Source organism: Cellvibrio chitinivorans (genome assembly GCF_035117775.1).
GTDB classification, from domain to species: domain Bacteria; phylum Pseudomonadota; class Gammaproteobacteria; order Pseudomonadales; family Cellvibrionaceae; genus Cellvibrio; species Cellvibrio chitinivorans.
This window is the reverse complement of the sequence record NZ_JAYKKN010000002.1, coordinates 401,572-426,435: the sequence shown is the minus strand read 5'-3', so window position 1 is coordinate 426,435 and position 24,864 is coordinate 401,572. Positions and strand designations below refer to the sequence as shown.

Here is a 24,864-nt window from a genome sequence, read left to right as displayed (position 1 = left end):
AAAAATTGACCCGGAAGCAAATACGAAAATGGTGCGTGATAATGCAATAGCTGTCCGGTGATTTCAACACCTCAGCCGATGAGGCATCACGGTAGGAAAAGCTTTAACTCCCCTCCCTCTAATGGCCCGCCATTGGCGATGGTCATATAGCCTTGGCCTTTTTTTGATTTATGCAGCTCCAAAACCTTGCGTGTAAATAGCAGCCCCAAGCGGGTATTCCCTGAGTTAAACGACACCGGAATTTGCGGCAAAGCGCCCATCAGCATATTGTCAGGGTAACCTTGTCCATCATCGGCGATTGCAATGCATAAAAAGCCATTTTCTTCAGTTACTTTAATTAGCAATTGCTCGCGACTGTAACGCGCACAGTTTACGATCAGATTATTTAATACACCGCCAATCAATTCAGAATCAAAATACCAAACCAAATCATCATCGCACTCTATATTTACCCGGATGTTGCGTGAGCGTAGCAAAGTATCATTGCGTGCAATTTGTTCTTCCAAAGTGTCGATTAGATGATGTGCATCAATCACTACCGACATAGTATTTTCATCCATACGGTAGAGCGACAATAGCTGGACTAACTCGCCATTTATGCGTGCAGCTTCGTATTCAAGAACTGAGAAAAAACGCGCCTGCTCTTCATCTTTGGGTGGTGAACTTACCATCATAGCTGAGAGTGTATTTAATAGCATACCCAACGAATTTTTCATGTCGTGCACGCTGGATGCCAGCACAAATGAAAAATCAATAGGCGTGTGTCCATGCTCAGGGCTATGACCATCTTCTTTTTTTTCAGGAATAGAATTCATCATTAACCTCACTTATTTTTCTCATGAGCTTTAACCAAACCAGTGTAGACATCATTTAACTGGCGATAGCGCTGAAACTGCGGATTATTCGGAGAAATGATTGCGCTGGTTTTTGTCAGGGTTTGCTGTATTTTTTCGCTCACATTTGATTCAAAACGAATGCGCAGCTTATCTAACATGGCTTGGGTATAGTTCAACCTAAGACCGATGTGATTGGGAAGTTTCTGCAATGCAGCTTTAAAGGCATCCGCAGCAGCAACAAAATCTTTGGCATTATAAAGAGCGATACCTTTTTTATTGATTTCGGCCACCATGATTTTATTTTTTTCACTACGCGGCTCTTCGAGTAATACATCCAATTGCTGCAGTTGATCTTCTCTATCTGCACTGCGCTCTAACAAATCATTCAAGAGTGCTTGCGCTTCGTCGGTTTTTCCCAGCAGACGTAAAGCACGTACCAATTCAATTTGCGCCGAAAGTGAATCTTCGTCCTTCACTTCTGCCAATACGAGCCGAGCATTTGCCAAGGTGTCCTGCGCCCGTCTTTGGTCGCCTGCGCAGACTTGCAATTGGCTTTCCAGCAACAAAGATTCCGCTTTACGCAGTTGGGATTTCCCAAAATTATCTTCAAGGCTATTCACACAGGAAATCGCTTCACGCACAAAGGGCTTTGCCAATTCACTATCGATTGAGTACAAGTCGATAGTGGTTTGCGCAAAAAGCGAATGCACATCGATTTTGTCGAAACACGAATTTTCGCCAAGCTTGACAGCTCGCCGTAGAGCGTTAGTCGCAGTGACCAGATCATTATTTTGTTGCGCAATATCGCCCAGAGCCTGTTGGCGAACTATAGATAAGGGGGATATCTCAGTGGCTTTTTGCAGTGTTTTTTGAAGGCCTTCTGTATCATTTTTTAACCGAAATAGTTCAGCCTGAAAATCATAGGCTTTCATGCATAACGGATTTGCTTGCAGGATGTTCTCTAACCATTGCTGTGCTCCTAACAAATCATTTTGTGCCAGCTTGGTTTTCACCATACCCAACTGCGCCCACTCTAATTCTCGCGCATCAAGCACACTGCGATAAACCGCCTCGGCAGCTTTCCAATCATTTTTGTTTAAATATAATTGCCCAAGTAATTTCTGGCAGGTATTTGCATAACGGCTACCAGCAGCAATCAATTCCTTGCACAAGCGAATCGCCAGTTGATCATCGCCAGCTTTCTGTGCAGCATAAATTTCTTTCAGCTCTACTCGCTGCTCAATCATTCGCCCAAGCCGCTGTTCCAACGCTTTGGCAGTTATAGGTTTGGCAAGATAAGCATCCGGCTCATAATCGTAAGCAGCCATAATCGTGCCCTTGCTACTTTCAGCTGAGACGAGAATAAATAGACTGTCTGAGCAAGGATTATTGGTCGTGCGCAACTCTTCCAACACCTGCTGACCGCTTTTCCCCTTACCCAGATTGTTATCACATAGGATCACATCATAAGCACGCGCCTTACAAAAACGCAGCGCCTCTTCACCACTGGCAACCGAATCCGTATTGCCGATTCCCATGTCCATGAGCATTTTGTGCAATGTGCCGCGAAAATTTTCAAAATCATCAACAATGAGCGCGTGCATCTTGTAATAGCCAAGATCAGCCATTCGTCTACCTCCACAGGAAATTAGACTAAGAATAGCTGATCATTTTCAGGCTGTTACAGAAATTGAGGGAAGATAAGTGTTGGTTTAGCCGGCAACTGCGGCAAGTTCATTATTGGTGGGTGATGCATAAAAAAGATTATTGCCGCCTTGCATTTTGGCGCTGTGTTTTGCCTCTGCAAGTAATTGTGATACTTGATGATGGGTTTTGCACAAATCCAGATCGGGTGAAACACACCCAATGGCCAGAGTTAAAGCCCCATATTTTTGACGCTGCCCCTGCCTATCAACACTCCAATATTCCGTCTGTTCTACAGGAAGTAACTGACGGCTCGCATCGGCAAAGCGGTTTAATATTGCCTCGCAACGTTGCCTCCAATCATTGCTGCTCAGAACCAAAATAAAATCATCGCCGCCGACATGACCAATAAAATCACTACTCATATCCACGCAGTCGCATAGGATGCGGCTCAAACAAACGATGGCTTCATCACCCGCGCTATAGCCAAAGGCATCATTAAAAGGCTTGAAATGATTGATGTCGCAATAGGCAACCACAAATTCTTTTTTGTGTAGCAATAAATGATCAACCCACTCATACAGCGGCACATTGCCAGGCAATTGAGTGAGCGGATTACTATGGCGAGCAACGCGCAACTTTTCTTCCGTAATAGCGCGCAACAGGTCACGCACTTTGCCAACACCAAGATAAGTATTATTTTCGCTGACGATGAAATCCACGCTTAAATTTTGATCCGGATCTTCACTGATCAATTGTCCAACCACTTTTAAATCCGTCGACACATCAACAATAATTGATAGCGGACTAATAAACTCTCGAATCGGTTTCTGCGCGTGTAACTCATGTGAAAAGCGACGCGAAAAAATATTCAAAATCTCTACGCGGTTAATCATTCCCAGCGGTATATCGCCATCAACGACTGGCACGCAGGTTAAACGCACATCGGCGCGAAACATTTTGACTACCGCTTCAGCGGTCATGTCAGGTGCTACCTGAACCGAATCCATGACGATTTCCCTAACGGTCGAAGTGAAGTGGTCTTGATAGCGCCGAACCGACTTTGATGCACCTTTATTAATAGTGTCTGGCAACTCGATGATTGGGGATGCTTGCGGGCGCGCAATGAAAAAACCTTGCGCATATTCAACACCCATAGTGATCAGCGTATTGAATTCCGCTTCCGTCTCAATGCCTTCTGCAATCGCTTTGTGCCCAATACGATGGGCGATATCCAACATGGCGCGCACAAATTCACGCTTCACCGGATCTTTATCAATTCCGGAAATAAAATGGCGATCAATCTTTACGTAGTCCGGGCACAATTCACTCCATACGCGCAAACCAGCATAGCCTGCTCCCAAATCATCTAATGCGACGGCAAATCCTTGCCTGCGAAAATGGTCGGAGGCCGCGCTAAGCAAGTCCAGCTCATCCAGTGGCTGGCTTTCAGTCAATTCAAACACCAATCGCTCTGCACTTAATCCAACACGCTGCAAAATTTCACGCGTTACTCCATCGCGATACTGACTATCGGTGAAGCTGATGGGGCTCATGTTTAAAAAGAGCTTGCCCGGCAAATCCAATGCAGCAAAGCGCTCGCAGGAAACTTCCCTGCACGCAAATTCCAGCGCTGCCAAGTGGCGACATTCACGCGCAACAGCGAAAAGTGCATCAGGCTTGTGTAAAGGGCTATCGGACGGGCCGCGGATCAATGCCTCATAGCCAATAATGCGCGGGTTCTCTACCGCAACAATTGGTTGAAACACTGGGGTTAAAAGCTTGAATTCGATCAAGCGGCGTAATTCCTTTTGCAGTGTGGCTTCAGTAAATATCTGGCTCTGCAAAGACATAAGAACAACTTAATAACTGTGTAGTGACTGTGCTGTAACTACTAATGACTAATTCCGGCATATTCCTGCGGAAGTGTGACAGTTTTATGAATAGTTGAATTTGTTGTCACTCTGAATGAGAGTTACAATGCATTTTTTATCCTGCAGCGATGATTTCGCTGCTTTTTAGTCAACATCATGCTAGTCAACGCCATGAGTAACTCCAATCCCGATACCATTTATGCCAACCCTTTGACGGAAGTTGGCCGCTTCGCATTCGATCAGCGCGTAGTCGATGTTTTCCCCGATATGATCAAACGCTCGGTTCCAGGCTACGCGACCATTATCAATATGATTGGCAACCTCGCCGAACGCTATGCGCAAGCCAATAGTCGATGCTACGACTTGGGCTGCTCATTAGGAGCTGCGACCTTGGCTATGCGTCATTGCATTCAAGCCGCAGAGTGCAAAATTATCGGCGTGGATAATTCAGCCGCAATGATCGCTCGCTGCCAACAGGTTGTCGAAGCAGACAGCGGTGAAGTGCCAGTTGAATTGATTGAGGCAAGAATTCAAGACGTTCCGCTAAACAACGCCTCTATGGTGGTGCTTAACTTTACCCTGCAATTTATTCCCGTCGATGAACGTTTGGATATGTTGCGCGCAATTTATGCGGGATTGAATCCTGGCGGCGTGCTGATCATTTCTGAAAAAGTTGCTTTTGATGATGAACCGCATCAACAGTTGATGACCGAATTGCATCACAACTTCAAACGCGCTAATGGCTATAGCGATTTGGAAATTGCCCAAAAACGTACTGCTATTGAAAACTATTTAATTCCCGAAACACTGGATGCACATCGCCAACGCTTGCGTCAGGCAGGTTTTAATAGTGTTGATGTCTGGTTTCAATGTTTTAATTTTGCATCGCTGATTGCGATTAAATAATTCTGGATGGCTCTGTGTCGCGCATTAATTACGATTCACTGTTAACTGCATTAAAAGATTCGCCGCTGTCTAATTGGGCTGATCAATTACCTGAACAAATCGCCGCAGGATTATCGGAAAAACGCTATGGCGATTTGGCGGGATGGAAAGCATCGCTGGAAAAATTACCGGAAGTGACGACCACCGAAATTGCTCTGGCGGATGAGGTGAGAATCGGGCAAACCAGTGATTGCGATGAAGCTACGCGTGCAAATATTCGCAGCGCATTACAGGAATTAATTCCCTGGCGCAAAGGCCCTTATTTTATTCATGACATTCACATAGATACCGAATGGCGCTCGGATTGGAAGTGGGATCGCGTACTGCCTCACCTCGCTCCATTAAAAGATCGCTTAATTCTCGATGTAGGCTGCGGCAATGGTTATCACTGCTGGCGCATGCTGGGCGCTGGTGCAAAACGTGTAATTGGTATTGATCCATCACCACGCTTTATCGTGCAGTTTCATATGGTGAAACATTTTGCCGGCGCAGATCACCCGATTGATGTGTTGCCCGTCGGCATTGAAGACTTGCCGGAAAAACTACAGGCATTTGATACGGTTTTTTCGATGGGTGTTTTTTATCACCGCCGCTCACCTATGGATCATTTACTTGAATTAAAAAACACGCTGCGCCCCGGTGGACAGCTTGTACTTGAGACGTTGGTTATTGAAGGCGAATTGGGTGATGTATTAGTGCCGGAAGATCGCTACGCGAAAATGAACAACGTTTGGTTTTTACCCAGCTGCGACACTATGTTGTCTTGGTTGCGCAAAATGGGGTTCAACAATCCGCGCGTGGTAGATGTATGCCCGACCACTATAGATGAACAGCGAGCAACTGATTGGATGCGCTTCCAATCTCTGCCCGATTTTCTACATCCCGATAATTCTGCATTAACTGCAGAAGGTCATCCGGCTCCGATTCGCGCGGTATTTGTCGCAGAAGCTTAACCCGCAGTAAAAATAAAATTGGGCGCCTGAGCGCCCAATTTTTTAATCACAAAGTTGCAAAGACAAATTAATCATCCAGCATTTGTAGCGACGTATCCAATCCAAATTCAACGTGGATCTGGGTACACCAGCGATTCAAACGATCCGCGCTTAAATTCTCTTGTTGATCTTCATCCAGTGCCAAACCTACAAACATGCCAGCGCCAGGGATTTCCGCCTTGGATGCTTCATATTCATAACCTTCGGTTGACCATTGACCGACAATTTCTGGCCCGCTTTGAATAATGACATCGTGCAACATGCCCATGGCATCGAGAAAGTAATCGCCATAACCAAATTGATCACCCAAACCAAACAATGCGACTTGCTTGCCGGAAAAATCGACTGCGGCTATATCATCCCAAAACTCTTCCCAATCGGATTGGATTTGGCCGAAATCCCAAGTGGGAATGCCAAGAATCACTTTATCGTAGTTGGCAAAATCCAGTTGGGTCACATCTGCAATGTCGCGAACATCGACCACATCAGCACCAAAACGCTGCTGAATACGATACGCGACGCGCTCAGTGTTGCCTTCGTCACTGCCAAAAAACAGACCTATTTGAGCCACGATAACCTCGGGAGCCAGAGAATTTAAGGGTTATAAATTTGCATTTATAAAAAGAGGCGCGGATTTTCCCAAGATTAGGCAACTCAAGCAAGTCCACATTAAAGGCCAAAAACAAATACCCCCGGCATGCCGGGGGTATTGAGTGGAGACAAAGGGGATGCTTAGCTTTCTACAGACTTACGAGCCTCTTTGCGGCTTTCTTTACGCTCCATACGCTTGGTTTTGATTTCTGCCAGCGTTTGTTTTTGATCTTCAGTTAACACTGCCAAAAACGCTTTTTGTGCATTGGCAGCTGCCAATGCTTGTTCAGCCTGCAATTTACCCAAAGTTTCCGCTAAAACGCTCAACTCTGCATCATTTGCGCCTGAATTAACGGCAGTCATTAAAGCCTCGCGTGCATCAATCACCTTGCCTTGCAGCGCTTGGCGAGCTGTTTTGTTAGTTTCACGCTGGGCTTTTAAGGTCTCTTTTTGCGCATCGGTTAACTCTAGCGCCTTACCTACATGTCTGAATGCACGCCCATCAAAACCATCTTTTCCTGCCCAGCCTGCGGCACGCATATCACCACCGCAGTCTTTCCGCCCCTCACCAGCCAGACTTGGCATAGCAATACTGCCCATGCTGACCAACAAAATTCCTGTAGCGAATAATTTGCTCGATTTCATATCAAATTCCTCAGTCGGTGTTGGATACTTCACTAGCGGGTTTATCAAAAGCTCCTTATCAGAGCCGGTGAATTCATTATGGTGGCCATAATGTTAAGATTGGTTAATGAATCCTAAAGAATCATGACTCTCACCCAGTGCTGGTGCACACTCTGCGCCTTCCATTACAGGGGACTGTAAACCGCTATGCTTAAAGTTCTTCTTATCGACGACGACAAAGAACTCAGTCAATTACTGAGTGAATATCTGCAAACAGAAGGCTTTGCTGTTGATACCGCCTACGACGGCCAAACAGCACTTGAGCTTGCGCTCAAGCATCCCTATTCCGCTATTGTTCTGGATGTCATGCTGCCCGTTCGCAACGGCTTTGATGTGCTGAAAAACCTGCGCCAGCACAATCAAACACCGGTGATTATGCTCACCGCAAAAGGCGATACAGTTGACCGCGTAATCGGCTTGGAAATCGGTGCCGATGATTACCTATCCAAGCCCTGCGATCCGCGCGAACTGGTTGCCCGTATTCGCGCTATTTTGCGTCGCTCGTCGCAAAAAGAAGTAACCCCAAGCAGCATCGAGCGTTTGGCCTCAGGCAAGCTTTCGCTCCACCTGGGGACTCGCACAACCACTTGGGATAATAATGAAGTCCCGCTTACCGGAACCGAATTCAGCGTATTGGAAATTCTTGTCCGTCGCGCAGGTCAAGTGATCAGCAAAGATGATATGACAGAGCAAGCATTGAATCGCAAACTGACTCCATACGACCGCAGTATCGATGTGCATGTAAGCAACATCCGCAAAAAAATTACCGCGGCCGGCTCATCAAAAGATTTGATCATCAATGTGCGTGGCGCAGGCTATATGCTGACCATGAATGATGATGACGCTGTAAATTAATGACTCGACTTTATTTAAAAATCTTTTTTACGTTTTGGTTGATTACAGTTGCAATCATTATCGGCACCAATATTGTTGTGCATTGGTTTGATATGACACCCGAGGGCAATTTTCAACACAGCGGCAGCGCTAGCGATGATGATCCCGCCAAGCGCCTGCTGTTCCAACTTGTAGGCAATGCCATTAATCGCAACACCCGGCAACTCACGCAAGATTTACGTGCGATGCCAGCTTGGTCTACCCCATTCGTCTATGTTCTCGACAAAGAAAATCGCGATCTTCTTGATCGCCCTCTTCCGCCCGGCGTTATGTTTCTTGCACCACGCCTTACCTTCAAACATCCATTCGATAAGGTGCAAGATCGCAATCGCAAACTGTTTGGCCGTTACATCACCTTAAACGATGGCAGCAGTGTCAAACTGATTACTATCTCCGCAGGAAGAGATGAAGGGCAGGATCGCGATATTATTTGGGAATTATTTCTGGATAATATTTGGCCTCTGTTATTGGTATCTGTTCTGGTAAGCGGTTCCGCCTGTTTTTTTCTCGCCCGTTATTTCACACGCAGCATCAATACACTTCAAAAAGCTACGCACCAAATTGCGCGTGGCGATTTGAGTGTGCGTATCAGTGAGCAATTTCATGGCCGAAATGATGAAATCGCCGCGCTGGGGCGCGATTTTGACCACATGACTGAACGCCTTGAAAAAGCGATGCGCGAGCAAAAACGCTTGATTAAAGATGTGTCCCACGAATTACGCACACCGCTGGCACGCTTGCAAATTGCACTGGCACTTGCACGGCAGCGCAGCAATGGCATTGTCGATCACGAATTGGATCGCATTAAACAAGCTGCAGATTATTTAAACGATATTATTACTGACATCCTTACTCTCCCTGTTCAAGGGCAAGACAGCTGGGTGCTGGATGACGTATTGGATTTGGTTAGTTTGATGCAAACTTTGATAGATACCTATCAGGCAGATGCCGATGAGAAAAACATCAATATCTACTTCAAATGCACCCTGGAAGAAGCGCTGGTCGCCACTCATGGGAATATGCTGGTAGGTGTGTTTGAAAATACGCTGCGTAACGCTCTGCTTTACACACCCGCCAACTCTGAGATTTGTATTGCACTAAGCGAAACCGGCGACGGAGAACATTTCCGTGTCGATATTATGGATCAAGGCCCAGGTGTTCCTAATGATGCGCTTGACGATATCTTTCAGCCCTTCTTCCGTACCGACCAAGCACGCGCGCGTGAGAGTGGTGGCTATGGCTTAGGGCTGGCAATTGCGCAACGGAGTGTATCTTTGCATCAGGGTCGCATTTGGGCAGAGAATCGCCCCGAAGGCGGTCTCAGTCTGAGCACCTTATTGCCACAAATCAAAAGCTAGTACAGACGCCTATTTTAAGCCCGCCTCAAGTTCCTCCCGTTACAAACAGCATACCTTTTTAGGCATCGACAAACTTTTGACTGGCGGCAAAATCTTTCCGCTGCGGCAAATCTGAAATGTTAATTTTCTGACGGATATCGCAAATTTATCCGCACCTGAAACTTATAACCTATTGTTTTATATATTGAATTTTTATTTTTATCAAATGGCATGAATTTCGCTAAACACCTGTTGCAGCACCTAAATGCACATTGCATAAAAAGGCGCTAATAACATTCATATACAGGTACAGAATATGCGGGACATGACGATGGTGACCAATGCCCACAAGGCAAATGGCGCAAACAGCATCCCACTCATGCCATTAACCCCCGAACAGGAGCTCGGTGCACGTGCGCGTCTCGCACAAGCATTACAAATGAGCCTTGAGCCGAGCGAAATCCTGAGCCTGTTTTATCAGCATATTCAACACTTGGTAAATGTGTCCGGTATCACCTTCAAAACCAACAACGGTGAGCTTAAGGTCGGGCGAGAGTGCTTACACCATTGCGACTACCGCCTTACCACTGATGAAGGCTATCTGGGCGAGATAATTTTCAGCCGCAGCAAGCGCTTTATTGAGACAGAGCTGATCACCTTGGAGTTTCTGCTAGGGTCTTTGGTGTACCCCATGCGCAATGCCGTTCGCTATCAAACCGCGATGCGCCTTGCATTGCTCGACCCATTGACACTGCTAGGTAATCGCGCCGCTCTGGATAGCGCCTTGCATCGCGAATTACAAATAGCCGAACGCCATCAGCAAGATCTGTCGCTGTTGATGATCGATATCGACTTTTTCAAAAGAATTAATGATAACTATGGTCATCAACGCGGGGACTTAGTGCTCTGCGAAATTGCCAAAGCAATTCAATCTGCCTGCCGTACAACTGATATCACCTTCCGTTACGGAGGCGAGGAATTTGTTGTGCTGTTAAGTAAAACCGATTCTGAAGGGGCAAAAATTATTGCCGAGCGCATTCGCCAGCAGATCGCCGATACGGTTATTTATTACAAAGAAAAAAATATAGGCACGACCATTAGCATTGGTATCGCTACACACCACGTTGATGAAAAAGAACAGATTGCCGATCTGTTTGAGCGTGCAGACAAAGCACTTTACGTCGCGAAAAAATCCGGCAGAAACTGTGTTATCAATAGCGAAGATATTCTAGAAACAGCAAAATAATTTGCTTTTATTAGAGATAAAAAAACACGCCATTGAGCGTGTTTTTTATGCCCGCAAGAAAAGTTTATCACTCAACAATTGGCGGGCGCTTTCTCGGGGGAGCCTTATGGCGACGAGGTGCAGCTGAAGCTGCGCGCAATTTTTTGTCATGACGATCGCGTTGAGCGACTTCATCACGAGTAGGGTCCATCATGCGGGTATAGGTTGAGCTATCAAACCCGGCAGTCATACACAAATCCTGAATTTCACGCTCAGTAAGATCTGTCCATTGACCAACACGCACATGGGACGGGATAAAAATATTCGCGTAACGAACACGTTTCAAACGGCTTACTTTTACGCCTTGCGATTCCCATAAGCGACGAACCTCACGGTTACGACCTTCCATCACCACGCAATAGAACCAGCGGTTTTTACCCTCGCCTGCACCATCTACGATGTCGGTAAAACGCGCCACACCATCATCCAACTCAACACCTTTAAGCAGATTGGTGCGCATATCATCTGTTACTTCACCTTGAATACGCACAAGGTATTCACGATCAATAACAGACGATGGGTGCATCAGTTTGTTGGCAAGCTCACCATCATTCGTGAACAGCAATAAACCACTGGTGTTGAAGTCCAAGCGGCCAACGGAAATCCAACGCTCGCCTTTTAACGCAGGCAAATGATCGTAAACAGTTGGGCGACCTTCCGGGTCTGAGCGCGAGCAGATTTCGCCTTCTGGCTTGTTGTACAAAATTACCCGGCGGCGCGTAAGTTCAGTGCGTAATACTACGCGCTGACCATTAAGAAAAATCTTATCTTGCGGTAAAACTCTATCGCCAAGCTGAGCGATTTTATCGTTTACTTTAACCAAGCCAGCTTCAATGGCTCGCTCCATTTCACGACGAGATCCCATACCCGCACGAGCAAGCACTTTCTGTAGTTTTTCATCACCAGAAGATGTTGGAGTAACTGCTTTTTCACCCGACGGAGTCGCTTTTTTAACAGATTGAGTGGATTTTCCTGCAGCCGTTTTGGTAGAGCGCTCTTGATCGCGCTTAGGCATCGCAGGTTTTTTTGCTGGTTTTTCTGCAGCTACTTTTTTATCGGTAGCTTTAGTTTTACCAGCAACTACTGGCTTCACAGCCTTGGTAGGTTTTTCAGATTTATCACGGTTGATTTTCGTCACCATAGATTTTTAAGCAGCTATTCGCTGCGGGGTTCTTCATTGTCTAGATTGTCTAGTTCGTTTGAGTCAGATGCTACCGCAGCCTCATCCTCCTCCGCGTCAACAAACGCCTCTTCGCCATCTACAAAACCATCTTCATATAAAGCAGTTTGTGTATCCACTGGCTCAGCAGTGACTTCATCACTCACTGCAGGTGGATCTTCATCTGGGATAGGTGGGTCTGTGTCTTTCTCACCCAAACCACTTTCACCCAAATCCAAAACCGGATTTAGCTCATCCAAATCACGAATTTCACTGAGCGATGGCAACTCATCCAGGTTTTTTAAATTGAAATAGTCCAAAAATTGGCGCGTCGTAGCAAACAACGATGGACGACCAGGAACATCACGATGCCCCACTACTTTTACCCAATCACGCTCCAACAAGGTTTTCATAATGTGGGAGCTAACAGCTACACCGCGAATTTCTTCGATATCGCCGCGCGTAATCGGCTGGCGATAGGCAACCAACGCCAGCGTCTCAAGCAACGCACGCGAATACTTTTGCGGCTTCTCTTCCCAGAGGCGATTTACCCAAGGGGCAAGGTCATCGCGAACCTGGAAGCGCCAACCAGATGCAACCTCTTTCAGCTCAAATCCACGTTCAGCATTTGCAGTTTGAATATCTACCAATGCGGCCTGTATTTCATCTTTAGTCGGTGCGACTTCAGGATCAAATAAATCCAGCATTTTGGCGATAGTCATTGGCTGGCCAGCTGCCAAAATGGCCCCTTCAATAATTTTACGCAGTTGCGCCGCATCGACCGGCATTTGCGTAACCGGAACAGTAGCCGGTTCTTCTGTATCTATTTCATCATGCGACGAATGAGCTTCATCACCGATCGCATTTGATTGATCAAGGTCATCGTCAGTTAGTGAGTCTTCAGAAATATCTATTTCGTTTGTCATTGTGTTCTGGCTTTAACATGAATAGGTGCAAAAGATTCGCTTTGAACAATTTCCACCAGTGATTCTTTGATCAATTCCATCACCGCAAGAAAGGTGACAACCACACCAAGGCGCCCTTCTTCCACCTTGAACAAACTTACAAAAGGGACAAACTGCTGGTGCGCTAACTTATCCAGCACCTGCGCCATACGCTCGCGCGTCGAAAGCTTCTCTTTGGACACATGATGGCTTTCAAACATATCTGCTCGGCGCAACACTTCCGACAGGGCCAATAGCAGCTCTTGTAATTCTACATCTGGATCTGGTCGCGTTAAGCTGCGATCAGGGCCAGCCGCAGTAACCGGAAATACATCGCGGGATACGCGCGGAATATGATCCAAATCCACCGCCGCCTGCTTAAAGCGCTCGTATTCCTGTAAGCGGCGAATCAAGGAGGCGCGAGGATCTTCCTCTTCTTCCTGCTCTTCCGACGAGCGCGGCAATAACATGCGCGATTTAATTTCCGCCAGCATAGCGGCCATCACCAAGTATTCAGCGGCCAACTCAAATTGATGGGATTCCATCAAATCGACATAAGCCATGTACTGGGAGGTAATTTCAGAGACGTTGATATCGAGAATGTCGATGTTTTGACGTCGGATTAGATACAACAATAAATCTAACGGGCCTTCAAATGCCTCAAGGAACACTTCCAGCGCATCGGGTGGAATATATAAATCTTGCGGCAACTGGGTATAGGCTTTGCCGTGAACGACAGCAAAGGGCATTTCACCTTGCTGCGGGCCCTTTTGCGATGATTGCGTCTGCTCATCGCCAACCTGAGCGTCAGACACCGAGCCACTTACAGCATCCCCATTTGCGGCAACAAGCTCTGCCGAAGAATCGGGTGCAGTAGGTTCTGGCGATGTGATGGGGTCGAGGGTTTCGCTCACGCAAACTAGCTCACAGGTTGTATCAATGAAACGTTGCCCACTAACTAGCAGGTCTAAGTAGGCAGCAACGCAAGGGCGGCATTATAGCCATTTCACGTGGCATCGGACAGCATAGAGTCCATCTGCGCGATTTCTTTATAGATCAATTAGTTAGCATCAAAAGGTGAGAAGTCACCTTTCCCTTGACGCAATAGCTGCGGAACATCTTCGGTTAGATCAATCACTGTAGTCGGCTCCAATCCGCAGTAACCGCCATCGATAACCAGATCAACAAAGTGCTCAAGCGTATCGCGAATGTCGTAAGGATCGGTCATGGGGAACTCTTCACCCGGCATCAACAAACTGCTGGTCATTAAGGGCTCACCCAGTTCCTCAAGTAACGCCAGCGCAATCGCATTGTCCGGTACACGCAAACCGATGGTTTTACGCTTGGGATGAAGCAGTCGGCGCGGAACATCAGCGGTCGCCTCAAGAATAAAAGTGTACGCCCCTGGAGTGTGATTCTTGATCAAGCGAAATGCCTGATTATCAACGCGCGCATAGGTGGCAATCTCGGAAAGATCCCTACACATCAGCGTAAAGTTATGATTTTTATCGAGTTTACGCAGGGTGCGAATGCGCTCCAGCGCATCCTTATCACCAATATGACAACCCAGCGCATAAGCCGAATCGGTTGGGTACACCACTACCCCACCCTTACGGATAATCTCAACCGCTTGTACGACCAAGCGATGCTGCGGGTTTTCGGCGTGAATTTGAAAAAACTGGGCCATTTGGAATCCTTAAATACATTTTATTAATGTTGTTGACCGTATCCCAGCAATTCCCAGACCGGTTTTGCTGTAGTAGGCAAGCAACCAAAATTACCCAGTTCTTGCCAAGGCTGATCTGGTACATGAAAGTCCGATCCACAGGAAGCATACAAAGAGCGCTGATTGGCGATACGCAATAAATCTTCTGTCATTGCTGCAGGTTGCAACCCACTGATTACCTCGATTGCATCGCCACCGGCGGCGACAAACGAATCAACCATTGCACACATTTTGGTTCGCGTTAGTTCGTATTTGGCAGGATGTGCTAATACCGCCACGCCACCTGCGGCGTGAATCCAGCCAATCACTTGATCCATTAATGGCCACTGATATTTCACATCCGCCGGCTTCCCAGCTCCTAAATACTTCTTAAAAGCGGCATTAATATTTTTTACTGCTCCGATGGAAACCAAATATTGTGCAAAGTGCGGCCGCCCTAGCGCGCCCTCGCCTGCTATTGCTTGGGCACCGAGCAAGGCACCGGGGAATCCAGCTTTGGATAAGCGATCGGTAATCGCCAAGGCGCGAGCATTGCGGGCATCTTCCTGAAATTTCACTGCTTCGATAAGCGCAGGAGATTTAATATCGACACCCAAGCCAACGATATGCACACCACCTCTGCCCCATTGACTGGAAAATTCTATTCCAGTGATCAAAGAGATGCCGACATCGGACGCGGCTTTTTGTGCAATCCCAAGGGCAGCTATGGTATCGTGATCCGTAATCGCCAGCACGGACACCCCGCGCTCTTTTGCACGAGCAACCACCGCTTCAGGGCTCAGTAACCCATCCGAAAAATGTGTGTGGCAGTGCAGATCAAAAATCACTCGAACTCCAAACGATAAATAGCTCACCAGGATTGGTCATGACCGACAATAACGCTGAAAAGAATGTGAACATGTTAGCTGAAAAACCACCTCTTGAGCCTGCAAATTCCCAACCCAAGCCAAAAAAGGAAAGTTTTTTAGCCAATTTATTGATGAATATTGTGATCCCAACGCTGATTTTGACCAAGCTCAGCGGGGACGAATATTTAGGCGCGACCTGGGGATTAATCATTGCACTCGCATTTCCCATCAGTTATGGCTTGCGTGATTTTCTCATCAACAAAAAAGTGAATGTTTTTTCTGCTCTTGGCGTTGTGAGCGTATTACTGACTGGCGGCTTGAGTCTTTTACATTTGGATCCAAAATATTTTGCGATCAAAGAGGCAGCAATTCCGGGGCTTCTTGGTATCGCAACACTTATCTCCATTAAAACCCGTTACCCACTCGTTAAAACGTTTATTTACAACGACAAAGTATTAAAAATCCAAAAGGTAGACGATGCACTGCAACACTACGGCACTCAAAAGCCCTTTGAGCGGACACTAAACAACGCATCACTTTTAATTGCCGGTTCGTTCTTTTTATCCTCAGCACTCAATTACATTTTGGCCAAGATAATTTTGGTCAGCCAACCCGGAACCGCCGAGTTTAATGCGGAGTTAGGTAAGATGACCGCACTGAGCTATCCCGTTATTGCTCTCCCTATGATGCTAATTATGATGGGAACGCTGTTTTACGTTTTTCGCAGCATTCGCCTTCTGACTCATTTGACATTAGAAGAAGTGATCAACGATGGCAGCGAAGGCTAATGTTCTATTACAACTTTTATTAATAATTTATTTGATTTGAGAACAACCTATGCTTTACGCAATTATCAGCGAAGATGTTTCAAACAGTTTAGAAAAACGAAAACAAGCTCGCCCAGCACATCTTGCACGCCTGCAACAGCTAACCGATGAAGGTAAACTTTTCGTTGCTGGCCCCCATCCTGCAATCGACAATAATGATCCGGGCGAAGCAGGATTTACCGGCAGTCTAGTAATCGCAGAATTTGAATCATTAGAACAAGCGCAAACATGGGCGGATGGAGACCCTTACATCGCTGCCGGTGTTTACGCCAAAGTAACCGTCAAACCATTTAAAAAAGTTTTACCTTAAGCTTTTACTTTTTATTGTTAAGGATTGGAGCAATTGTGAAAAAAATATTCTTGCTTGGTTGCGCGCTCTCTACCGCCACCTTATGGCTCGCCAGCGTGCCCAGTATCGCCGCCGACAAATATGTCTCAGATGTTATCTACATCCCGGTACGCAGTGACAAAAATCCCCTCGCTAATATTTTGCAGCAAGGCGTAGCGAGCGGAACCAAACTTAATGTTATTCGCGAAGAAACTGGCAGCGACAACAACCTTTGGTCTTTAGTCGTAACACCGGAAGGCACTGAAGGCTGGGTGCGCAGCCAAAACATTACCGACAAACCAACAGCAGCATTGCAACTTGCAGGGCTATCCAGCTCTTCACGCGACGCTCTCGCGCTGCAAGCTGAAAACACTCAACTGAAAGAGCAGCTCGCAAAAATCCAACAAGAACATCAACAATTGCTGGCAGATACAGAAGATATGCGCCAAGCAGCAACAACTGCATTTAACCTGGAAGAAGAGCATCAACGCATGCTCAAAGACAACCAACTATTACAAACCCACGCAGATGTACTTAAAGCTGAGAATGAAAAGCTTAAAAATACTGACCGCTTTAATCATTGGGTTTATGGAGGTGGATTAATTCTGGGTGGCGTTATTCTGTCATTCCTTTTGCAAGGGCTTGGCCGTCGCAAACGCAAGTCAGAATGGCGCTAGGGACAAAATCATGATGCAAAAACTAATCGGTCTTTTTCTCGGCATCAGCCTCATTTTCAATACCGCTGCCCAAGCAAATGAAAATACTTTAGTGGCACTAAAAACAGATTTGGGAACTGTTGTTATCGAAACCTACCCAAAATCAGCCCCCAAAACTGTAGAAAACTTTCTTGGGTACGTTGATTCAAAGTTTTATGACGGCACAATATTTCACCGCATTGTTCCAGGCTTTGTTGTTCAGGGCGGCGGAATGACTTTTGATTTTGCTGAAAAAGAAACACGCAAACCAATTGTTAATGAATCAACAAATGGCTTAAAAAATGATTATAAAAGCGTAGCCATGGCGCGCCAAAGTGATCCAGACAGCGCAACCGCGCAGTTTTACGTTAACCTTCAAAACAACTCCGGTCTAAACGCAACCGAAACAAAACCAGGCTATACAGTATTTGGAAAAGTAGTTGCAGGAATGGAGGTGATTGAAAAAATTGCGAAAGAACCTACAGGAATGTTTAAAGCTTTTCCTGAGGCGCCCAACTATGCAGTTCGCATTTTAAGTGCAACACGCATTAACGCAAGCGAGCTGAACACCTTAATCGAATCACAAAATACCCCAAAGCCTTCCAGCTTTAAAGATGCTCTGGTACCAATGAATGAGTCACAACAACAGTGATACCGCCCTCAGCGTCAATTTAAATAAAATTGCGCTAATCAGAAACTCCCGCCCCGGCAATTACCCCAACGTAGTTGCTCACGGGGAGATTTGTATTGCCGCAGGTGCCGATGGACTAACGGTTCATCCGCGCCCGGATCAACGCCACATTCGCCCACATGATGTTTATGAGCTTAGCGAACTAGTAAAATCTCATACGAACATTGAATTTAATATTGAGGGAAACCCTTACGCAGAGTCGATTGGCAGCTTTCCTGGGTTCATTAAATTGGTTCAGGATGTACGCCCTCACCAATGCACTTTGGTTCCCGACTCCAATGATCAATTAACTTCAGATCACGGGTTTGATTTAAAAATCGCAAGCAAAAAGCTTCGTCCTTTAATTCACGAGCTGCAAGACTTAGGCGTTAGAGTCAGCCTTTTTATGGATCCAATCATTGAGCAAATTAGTCTCGCCAAAGAATTAGGGGCTGATCGCATTGAACTGTACACAGGCCCCTACGCAGAAGCGTATAAAAATAATGATGCAAATTTTCAAAGCCTATTTGGTACCTACTTCGCAGCCGCCACTCACGCCCAGTCAATTGGAATAGGCCTTAATGCAGGTCACGATTTAAACTTGGATAATCTCGCCCATTTTCGTCAGGTTCCAGCACTGCTTGAGGTCTCGATTGGCCATGCATTAACTGTAGATGCTATCGCTATGGGAATGCCAAACGCCGTAGCCGCATACAAAAAACTCTGCACAGCATAATTTTCAACTCACCCAACACTCCACTCAAGATTCCACATGAACAAAACTCGCGATGACAGCCCAGAATATTTGGAGAAAAAGCGTTTCTTTGATTCGCTGATGACCGTGTATGGGCGCAAGACTGTGCTTGAAGCACTACAAGATCCAGCAACGCTCATTTATCGACTGCATCTCGCCAAGAGTAATAAATCGGCGGATATACTTGATGAAATTATTTCTTTAGCAAAAAAGAAAGGCGCTGAAATTGTTCAGCATGACCGCCAAGCGCTCTCGCGCATATCCAAAAATGCTTCGCAAGATCAAGGAGTAGCTGCTGATCTACAATTGCGCGGTTACAAACTTTATGATGAGTTTCTTGCAGAGCAAACAAAAGAGAATTACACCCTTCTAGCTCTCGACGGTGTTCAAAACCCACAAAACCTGGGAATGATTATTCGATCTGCATGCGCTGGAAGTATTGATGGCATTTTGCTGCCACAGAAAGGCAACGCCCAAATTGATCCACTTGTGATTAAGGCCAGCGCTGGAACGGTATTTCGCGCCCCCTTGCTGCGCTGCAAAGACTTGACACAAGCCCTTACAGACTTCAAATCCTCAGGGACAATTGTCTGTGCCCTATCCTCTCATGCATCAACTGAACTAAAAAAATTTACACCTAAAGCATCTTGCATCTATGTACTCGGCAATGAGTCTGAAGGTGTTTCACGCGAAGTAATGCAGATATGCAATGAAAAAGTCTGCATACCTATGAATAATGGTGTGGAATCGTTAAATGTCGCAGTTACAGCTGCACTTATCGCCTTTAAATAAATCATTGAACATGCTTTACACAAATAAAAAAGAGGAGCAAAAGCTCCTCATTTTTTTATTAAGAACCGCTGGCAGTCTTTACAGCTTATAGCCATCCTCTTCATGCAAACTGATGTCCAAACCAATGCTTTCCTCCTCAGCTGTTACGCGCAAGCCCGAAGTAAATACACCAGTAATTTTCAATAAAAGGTAAGTTACAACAGCGGTATAAACAAAGGTAACCACAACCCCTAATAGCTGCACACCTAATTGTTCTGCCATTGTATTAATGCCGCTGGCGAAACCTTGGCCACTGAATACGCCTAACTGTGTAGAAGCAAATATCCCAGCCAAAATGGTACCTAAAATACCGCCAACACCATGAACAGGAAACACATCCAAGGAATCATCAATCTTCCACGTGCGCTTTATCAAGTGCGTCATCACAAAGCAAATCACACCTGCAGCAATACCAATCACCAATGCACCGCCAGGCCCCACAAAGCCAGATGCTGGTGTAATAGTTCCCAAACCAGCCACCATACCGGTAACAATGCCTAATGCACTTGGTTTTCTGAAGCGCACCCACTCAATCACCATCCAAGCCAGAGCACCTGCAGCAGCGGATATATGCGTAACTAAAATCGCCATTGCTGCATTGCCATTTGCCGCCAATGCACTACCACCGTTAAAACCAAACCAACCAACCCAGAGCATGCCGGCACCGGTTACTGTCATCGTCATATTGTGCGGAGGCATAGCCGTGACTGGAAAGCCATTGCGCTTACCTATCACAACCGCAGCCACGAGAGCAGCCACTCCTGCTGTGATATGCACAACAGTACCACCAGCAAAATCCAACAAGCCTTTTTCAAATAACCAGCCAGATCCAGCCCACACCCAGTGACAAACAGGAATATAAACAGCAAACAGCCAGAGCGCAGAAAAAATCAGCATAGATGAAAACTTCATGCGTTCAGCAAATGCACCGACAATCAGCGCAGGCGTAATAATTGCAAACGTCATTTGATACATAGCATGCAAACTAAGAGGAATATCCCCTGCCAAAGCCCCCTCAGTTATATTCGCCATGAATAGCATGCTGAGATCGCCAATCCAGGCATTACCCTCGCCAAAAGCCAAGCTATAACCAGCAATCAGCCACAGAATTGACACTATGCAAGCAATAGCAAAACACTGCATCAACACCGATAAGATATTTTTTACACGAACCAAGCCACCATAAAATAATGCCAAGCCTGGCAATGTCATGAAAAGAACTAAAGCTGTGGATGTCAAAACCCATGCTGTATTGGCCTCATTTAAAGACGCATCTTGCGCAAGTGCACCCTGACTCCAAATAGCCAATAACATCCCCAACAATGAATAACGTTTTAAATCTTTCTTTTTCATTCTGCCCTCATAATGACCTTTATATGATGAATTCATGGATTTTCTCATTGAGCAAACGCTCTTTTTTGGCGCGATAAAATTTTATTACTTGCACCCAACGCAAAATAAACTCAAATTCCCAACAAGGTGTGAGCAATATCGGTGCATAAAATCCTATTTTTTGAAGAGTTTCGCCTTCGTGAGCACGTAAGCATATTTTGCACCATTAATTTATATTTCTTATATTTCAACGATATAGCAAAAAAAGAGCACAAAATTTCAATTAAAGCGCCCACAAATAAAACCTTAAAGTTTTATGCGCACCATTTTTTACCACATCACTCTAAAAGCCAATCAACATACAATTACGATACAATCCTTCCAGAAACTTTCACCAAGGGCTCCTCTTTGATTAACCTGCTAACTGTTTGCGCCTTGGCGCTATTTACCTCGCTGATCCTGTCACGACTAATTATTAATTTTCTTGGTCAACGCTTGCTGGACACACCAAACCATCGCAGTTCACACCAAACCCCCACACCGCGAGGTGGAGGCATAGCCTTGGTTTGCGGTGTCATAGCTTCTTCACTGTTGGCATGGCACTTTGGACTTATTATCACGGTAACAACTTACTGGCTGTTATTGCTATCAGTACTAATGGCACTGCTGGGTACCTGCGATGACCTTCTAAATTTGAAAGTTGGAATTCGCCTAATTACACAAGCCCTACTTTCTGCAAGCGGCACTTTAATAATTGGAATGAATACTGAATTGCCAACAGGCATGCAACTTTTAGCAGCCATATTTTTAATACTACTTACTACCTGGATTACAAATCTGTACAACTTTATGGATGGCATCAACGGATTGGCGGCATTAGAGGCAATTAGTGTTTGCGCCGGAATGGGCATCATCTACTGGATGCTGTTGACCAATTCTGATGAGACCTATTTACTCAGCATTATTGCAGCGAGTTCATGCGGGTTTTTATTTTGGAATTTTCCTAAAGCGAAACTATTTATGGGAGATTCAGGAAGCCTTTTTCTTGGTTTTATTTTCGGACTATTCATTATTCACAGCGCCAAAACGAATCTTTTACTCACTCTGGCATGGCTAATCATGCTTGCTGTTTTTATTACGGATGCAAGCTATACACTAGCTTATCGCTTTCTCAGCAAGCAGCCAGTCCATCAAGCCCATAGAACACACGCTTATCAAAAAGTAGCAACCAGATTTGGATCCCACACATTCACAACATTATCCATTACAGCAATTAATTTATTCTGGCTTTTTCCGATAGCTATAGCGGTAGCAACAAATAAGTTAAACCCCGCTTTAGCAATGATCGTGGTCTACACACCTTTATTGCTTCTAACGCATAAATTACAAGCAGGGAAAATAGAGAAGGCCAATTGAAAGAACAAGCACGCACAGACCTAATTACCCTTCCAGCTTAATGCATGCAAAAAACCGAGCTTATACCTTGGAAATACTTTCGTTTACCCTGTCGCGCATTTCTTTGCCGGGCTTAAAGTGAGGAACATACTTCCCCTCAAGAACAACCGCATCACCAGTCTTGGGGTTTCTGCCTGTGCGGGGAGCACGATAATGAAGAGAAAAACTACCGAAGCCGCGAATTTCAATACGCTCTCCGGACGCCAGAATATCGGACATATGATCAAGCAACAGCTTGACCGACATTTCAACATCTTTGATGGTTAATTGATTTTGTTTTTCAGTAATGTATTCAATCAATTCTGACTTTGTCATAACCTGATCTCTGTTATTAAAAACATTCAAGCAGTAAAACCAGACAACCAAACAAACACGTACAACAGTAATACCCAGTGTAGCAATTATCGGCCAGCACTGAATGCTGGCCGATAATTTTAATAAAGATTACTCTTTACTTTGCATTTGCGCTTTAATCAGGTCACCTAAAGTGGTAGGAGCAGCTTGATCAGATTGCTTGCTAGAAAGTTCTTTCATAGCAGTCTTTTCTTCTTCTACATCTTTAGATTTCACCGACAGACTGATGCTACGATTTTTGCGATCTACTGCAATAATCTTAGCTTCAACTTCATCGCCAGCCTTCAGCACATTGCGAGCATCTTCAACTTTCTCACGGCTCAACTCAGAAGCCTTCAAAGTTGCTTCAACATCATCAGCCAAGGTGACAATAGCAGCTTTAGCTTCTACTTCCTTAACGATACCTTTAACAACCGCCCCTTTATCATTCACAGATACATACTCTGAGAACGGATCGGTTTCCAGTTGTTTGATACCCAAAGAAATACGCTCGCGCTCTGGATCAATGGCCAATACCACAGTTTCCAGTTCATCGCCTTTTTTGTACTTGCGTACAGCTTCTTCGCCTGCCTCATGCCAAGAGATGTCTGACAGGTGAACCAGACCATCAATACCGCCATCCAGACCAATGAAGATACCGAAGTCAGTGATTGACTTGATCTTGCCGCTGATTTTGTCGCCTTTCGCACAGGTACGAGCAAACGCATCCCATGGATTTTCTTGACATTGCTTCAGACCAAGAGAGATACGACGGCGCTCTTCGTCGATATCCAAAACCATAACTTCGATTTCATCACCCAGCTGAACTACTTTGGATGGATGAATGTTTTTGTTGGTCCAATCCATTTCTGAAACGTGGATCAAACCTTCAACACCTTCTTCCAGCTCAGCAAAACAACCATAATCAGTCAGGTTAGTTACTTTTGCTTTAACGCGAGCACCTTCTGGGTAACGTTTGGTGATAGCGATCCAAGGATCTTCACCCAATTGCTTCAAGCCCAGAGAAACACGATTACGCTCACGATCAAACTTCAATACTTTAACGTCGATTTCATCGCCAACATTTACAATCTCACCTGGATGCTTAATGCGCTTCCAAGCCATATCAGTGATGTGCAACAAGCCGTCTACACCACCCAAATCAACGAATGCGCCGTAGTCGGTAAGGTTCTTGACGATACCTTTAACAGCTTGACCTTCTTGCAGGGTCGCCAACAGCTCATCGCGCTCAACAGAGTTAGCTTGCTCAAGAACAGCACGACGAGAAACAACTACGTTGTTACGCTTTTGGTCGAGCTTGATAACTTTGAATTCCAGCTCTTTTCCTTCAAGGTGAGTAGTTTCGCGCACAGGGCGAACATCAACCAAAGAACCTGGAAGGAAGGCGCGGATACCAGCAACATCAACGGTGAAACCACCCTTGACCTTACCATTGATAACACCTTTGATAACTTCTTCAGCAACATGTGCTGCTTCAAGAATTTTCCATGCTTCAGCGCGCTTGGCTTTTTCACGGGACAATTTGGTCTCACCGAAACCATCTTCCACGCTCTCCAAAGCAACCTGAACTTCGTCGCCGATCTGGAGATTCAACTCACCCAGTTCGTTACGGAATTGTTCTGCGGGGATAACACCTTCAGATTTCAAACCTGCGTGTACAGTAACCCAATCTTTATCGATGTCGATAACTACACCAGTAACGATGGTACCTGGAACCATATCAACGGTTTTCAGGCTTTCTTCAAATAATTCAGCAAAACTTTCGGTCATACTCATGGTGATACCTATAAAAGAGCCAGATCATTAGGCTGATCGGCTTTTGCCGCATGGCCAGTCACACGGGTCAGTTAAAATTGAGA

25 protein-coding genes are annotated in these 24,864 nt (G+C 45.6%); 12 read left to right on the top strand and 13 right to left on the bottom strand.

The window, feature by feature from the left end; translation table 11 throughout:
• Positions 1-86: 86 nt before the first annotated feature.
• From SPL68_RS08575 to SPL68_RS08565, 3 genes are all read right to left on the bottom strand, one after another.
• Entirely contained in the window at positions 87-818 is a 732-nt protein-coding gene (locus SPL68_RS08575; protein ID WP_323814674.1) for a sensor histidine kinase, read from the bottom strand.
• Between the two features lie 5 nt (positions 819-823).
• Positions 824-2,464: a response regulator gene (locus SPL68_RS08570; protein WP_323814673.1), complete on the bottom strand. Its 1,641-nt coding sequence runs from the start codon at positions 2,462-2,464 to the stop codon at positions 824-826.
• A gap of 84 nt (positions 2,465-2,548) precedes the next feature.
• Complete coding sequence (locus tag SPL68_RS08565) at positions 2,549-4,333, bottom strand: bifunctional diguanylate cyclase/phosphodiesterase (protein ID WP_323814672.1); 1,785 nt, start codon at positions 4,331-4,333, stop codon at positions 2,549-2,551.
• Between the two features lie 192 nt (positions 4,334-4,525).
• On the opposite strand from SPL68_RS08565, the gene cmoA reads away from it, so the two are divergent.
• Positions 4,526-5,260, top strand: a complete 735-nt coding sequence (gene cmoA, locus SPL68_RS08560; RefSeq protein WP_323814671.1) for a carboxy-S-adenosyl-L-methionine synthase CmoA — start codon at positions 4,526-4,528, stop codon at positions 5,258-5,260.
• A 14-nt stretch (positions 5,261-5,274) separates the two neighbouring features.
• Positions 5,275-6,252, top strand: coding sequence for a tRNA 5-methoxyuridine(34)/uridine 5-oxyacetic acid(34) synthase CmoB (gene cmoB, locus SPL68_RS08555; RefSeq protein ID WP_323814670.1), 978 nt, complete (start codon positions 5,275-5,277; stop codon positions 6,250-6,252).
• Positions 6,253-6,319: 67 nt separating this feature from the next.
• On the opposite strand, the gene SPL68_RS08550 is transcribed toward cmoB, so the two are convergent.
• Both SPL68_RS08550 and SPL68_RS08545 read right to left on the bottom strand, forming a co-directional pair.
• Entirely contained in the window at positions 6,320-6,862 is a 543-nt protein-coding gene (locus SPL68_RS08550) for a flavodoxin (protein ID WP_323814669.1), read from the bottom strand.
• A gap of 161 nt (positions 6,863-7,023) precedes the next feature.
• On the bottom strand, positions 7,024-7,527 hold the full coding sequence (locus SPL68_RS08545; protein WP_323814668.1) for a Spy/CpxP family protein refolding chaperone: 504 nt from the start codon (positions 7,525-7,527) through the stop codon (positions 7,024-7,026).
• 186 nt (positions 7,528-7,713) lie between these two features.
• Here SPL68_RS08545 and SPL68_RS08540 point away from each other — a divergent pair, with 186 nt between their 5' ends.
• From SPL68_RS08540 to SPL68_RS08530, 3 genes are all read left to right on the top strand, one after another.
• On the top strand, positions 7,714-8,421 hold the full coding sequence (locus tag SPL68_RS08540; protein ID WP_323814667.1) for a response regulator transcription factor: 708 nt from the start codon (positions 7,714-7,716) through the stop codon (positions 8,419-8,421).
• On the top strand, positions 8,421-9,818 hold the full coding sequence (locus tag SPL68_RS08535) for an ATP-binding protein (protein ID WP_323814666.1): 1,398 nt from the start codon (positions 8,421-8,423) through the stop codon (positions 9,816-9,818). Before SPL68_RS08540 ends, SPL68_RS08535 begins: the two co-directional genes overlap by 1 nt.
• A 295-nt stretch (positions 9,819-10,113) precedes the next feature.
• A complete protein-coding gene (locus tag SPL68_RS08530) occupies positions 10,114-11,043 on the top strand; it encodes a GGDEF domain-containing protein (RefSeq protein WP_323814665.1) in 930 nt (309 codons plus the stop codon).
• 67 nt (positions 11,044-11,110) lie between these two features.
• Here the strand turns inward: SPL68_RS08530 and rluB are convergent, their stop codons facing one another.
• From rluB to SPL68_RS08505, 5 genes are all read right to left on the bottom strand, one after another.
• On the bottom strand, positions 11,111-12,223 hold the full coding sequence (gene rluB / locus SPL68_RS08525; RefSeq protein WP_323814664.1) for a 23S rRNA pseudouridine(2605) synthase RluB: 1,113 nt from the start codon (positions 12,221-12,223) through the stop codon (positions 11,111-11,113).
• Positions 12,224-12,237: 14 nt separating this feature from the next.
• The gene (gene scpB, locus SPL68_RS08520) at positions 12,238-13,167 is read right to left on the bottom strand and encodes an SMC-Scp complex subunit ScpB (RefSeq protein WP_323814663.1); all 930 of its coding nucleotides are present in this window, start codon (positions 13,165-13,167) and stop codon (positions 12,238-12,240) included.
• Positions 13,164-14,000: a segregation and condensation protein A gene (locus SPL68_RS08515; protein WP_323814965.1), complete on the bottom strand. Its 837-nt coding sequence runs from the start codon at positions 13,998-14,000 to the stop codon at positions 13,164-13,166. Before SPL68_RS08515 ends, scpB begins: the two co-directional genes overlap by 4 nt.
• A 245-nt stretch (positions 14,001-14,245) precedes the next feature.
• Positions 14,246-14,872, bottom strand: coding sequence for an L-threonylcarbamoyladenylate synthase (locus SPL68_RS08510; protein ID WP_323814662.1), 627 nt, complete (start codon positions 14,870-14,872; stop codon positions 14,246-14,248).
• A 23-nt stretch (positions 14,873-14,895) separates the two neighbouring features.
• Positions 14,896-15,738, bottom strand: a complete 843-nt coding sequence (locus SPL68_RS08505) for a PHP domain-containing protein (protein WP_323814661.1) — start codon at positions 15,736-15,738, stop codon at positions 14,896-14,898.
• A 71-nt stretch (positions 15,739-15,809) separates the two neighbouring features.
• Here SPL68_RS08505 and SPL68_RS08500 point away from each other — a divergent pair, with 71 nt between their 5' ends.
• Genes SPL68_RS08500 through rlmB form a run of 6 tightly spaced genes read left to right on the top strand, consistent with a single transcriptional unit; the run spans position 15,810 to position 19,825 of the window.
• Positions 15,810-16,547, top strand: a complete 738-nt coding sequence (locus SPL68_RS08500; RefSeq protein WP_323814660.1) for a VC0807 family protein — start codon at positions 15,810-15,812, stop codon at positions 16,545-16,547.
• A gap of 49 nt (positions 16,548-16,596) precedes the next feature.
• A complete protein-coding gene (locus SPL68_RS08495) occupies positions 16,597-16,896 on the top strand; it encodes a YciI family protein (RefSeq protein ID WP_323814659.1) in 300 nt (99 codons plus the stop codon).
• 35 nt (positions 16,897-16,931) lie between these two features.
• Positions 16,932-17,591, top strand: coding sequence for a TIGR04211 family SH3 domain-containing protein (locus SPL68_RS08490; RefSeq protein WP_323814658.1), 660 nt, complete (start codon positions 16,932-16,934; stop codon positions 17,589-17,591).
• Between the two features lie 10 nt (positions 17,592-17,601).
• On the top strand, positions 17,602-18,261 hold the full coding sequence (locus SPL68_RS08485; protein ID WP_323814657.1) for a peptidylprolyl isomerase: 660 nt from the start codon (positions 17,602-17,604) through the stop codon (positions 18,259-18,261).
• A complete protein-coding gene (locus tag SPL68_RS08480) occupies positions 18,242-19,015 on the top strand; it encodes a pyridoxine 5'-phosphate synthase (RefSeq protein ID WP_323814656.1) in 774 nt (257 codons plus the stop codon). The genes SPL68_RS08485 and SPL68_RS08480 overlap by 20 nt, the downstream gene beginning before the upstream one ends.
• Before the next feature lie 36 nt (positions 19,016-19,051).
• A complete protein-coding gene (gene rlmB, locus SPL68_RS08475) occupies positions 19,052-19,825 on the top strand; it encodes a 23S rRNA (guanosine(2251)-2'-O)-methyltransferase RlmB (protein WP_323814655.1) in 774 nt (257 codons plus the stop codon).
• Between the two features lie 78 nt (positions 19,826-19,903).
• Here rlmB and SPL68_RS08470 read toward each other — a convergent pair whose 3' ends face one another.
• A complete protein-coding gene (locus SPL68_RS08470; RefSeq protein ID WP_323814964.1) occupies positions 19,904-21,178 on the bottom strand; it encodes an ammonium transporter in 1,275 nt (424 codons plus the stop codon).
• Positions 21,179-21,358: 180 nt separating this feature from the next.
• Here SPL68_RS08470 and SPL68_RS08465 point away from each other — a divergent pair, with 180 nt between their 5' ends.
• Positions 21,359-22,612, top strand: a complete 1,254-nt coding sequence (locus tag SPL68_RS08465) for an MraY family glycosyltransferase (protein WP_323814654.1) — start codon at positions 21,359-21,361, stop codon at positions 22,610-22,612.
• Between the two features lie 60 nt (positions 22,613-22,672).
• On the opposite strand, the gene ihfB is transcribed toward SPL68_RS08465, so the two are convergent.
• Both ihfB and rpsA read right to left on the bottom strand, forming a co-directional pair.
• Complete coding sequence (ihfB, locus tag SPL68_RS08460) at positions 22,673-22,966, bottom strand: integration host factor subunit beta (protein ID WP_323814653.1); 294 nt, start codon at positions 22,964-22,966, stop codon at positions 22,673-22,675.
• 129 nt (positions 22,967-23,095) lie between these two features.
• Complete coding sequence (gene rpsA, locus SPL68_RS08455) at positions 23,096-24,775, bottom strand: 30S ribosomal protein S1 (protein ID WP_323814963.1); 1,680 nt, start codon at positions 24,773-24,775, stop codon at positions 23,096-23,098.
• Positions 24,776-24,864 lie beyond the last annotated feature (89 nt).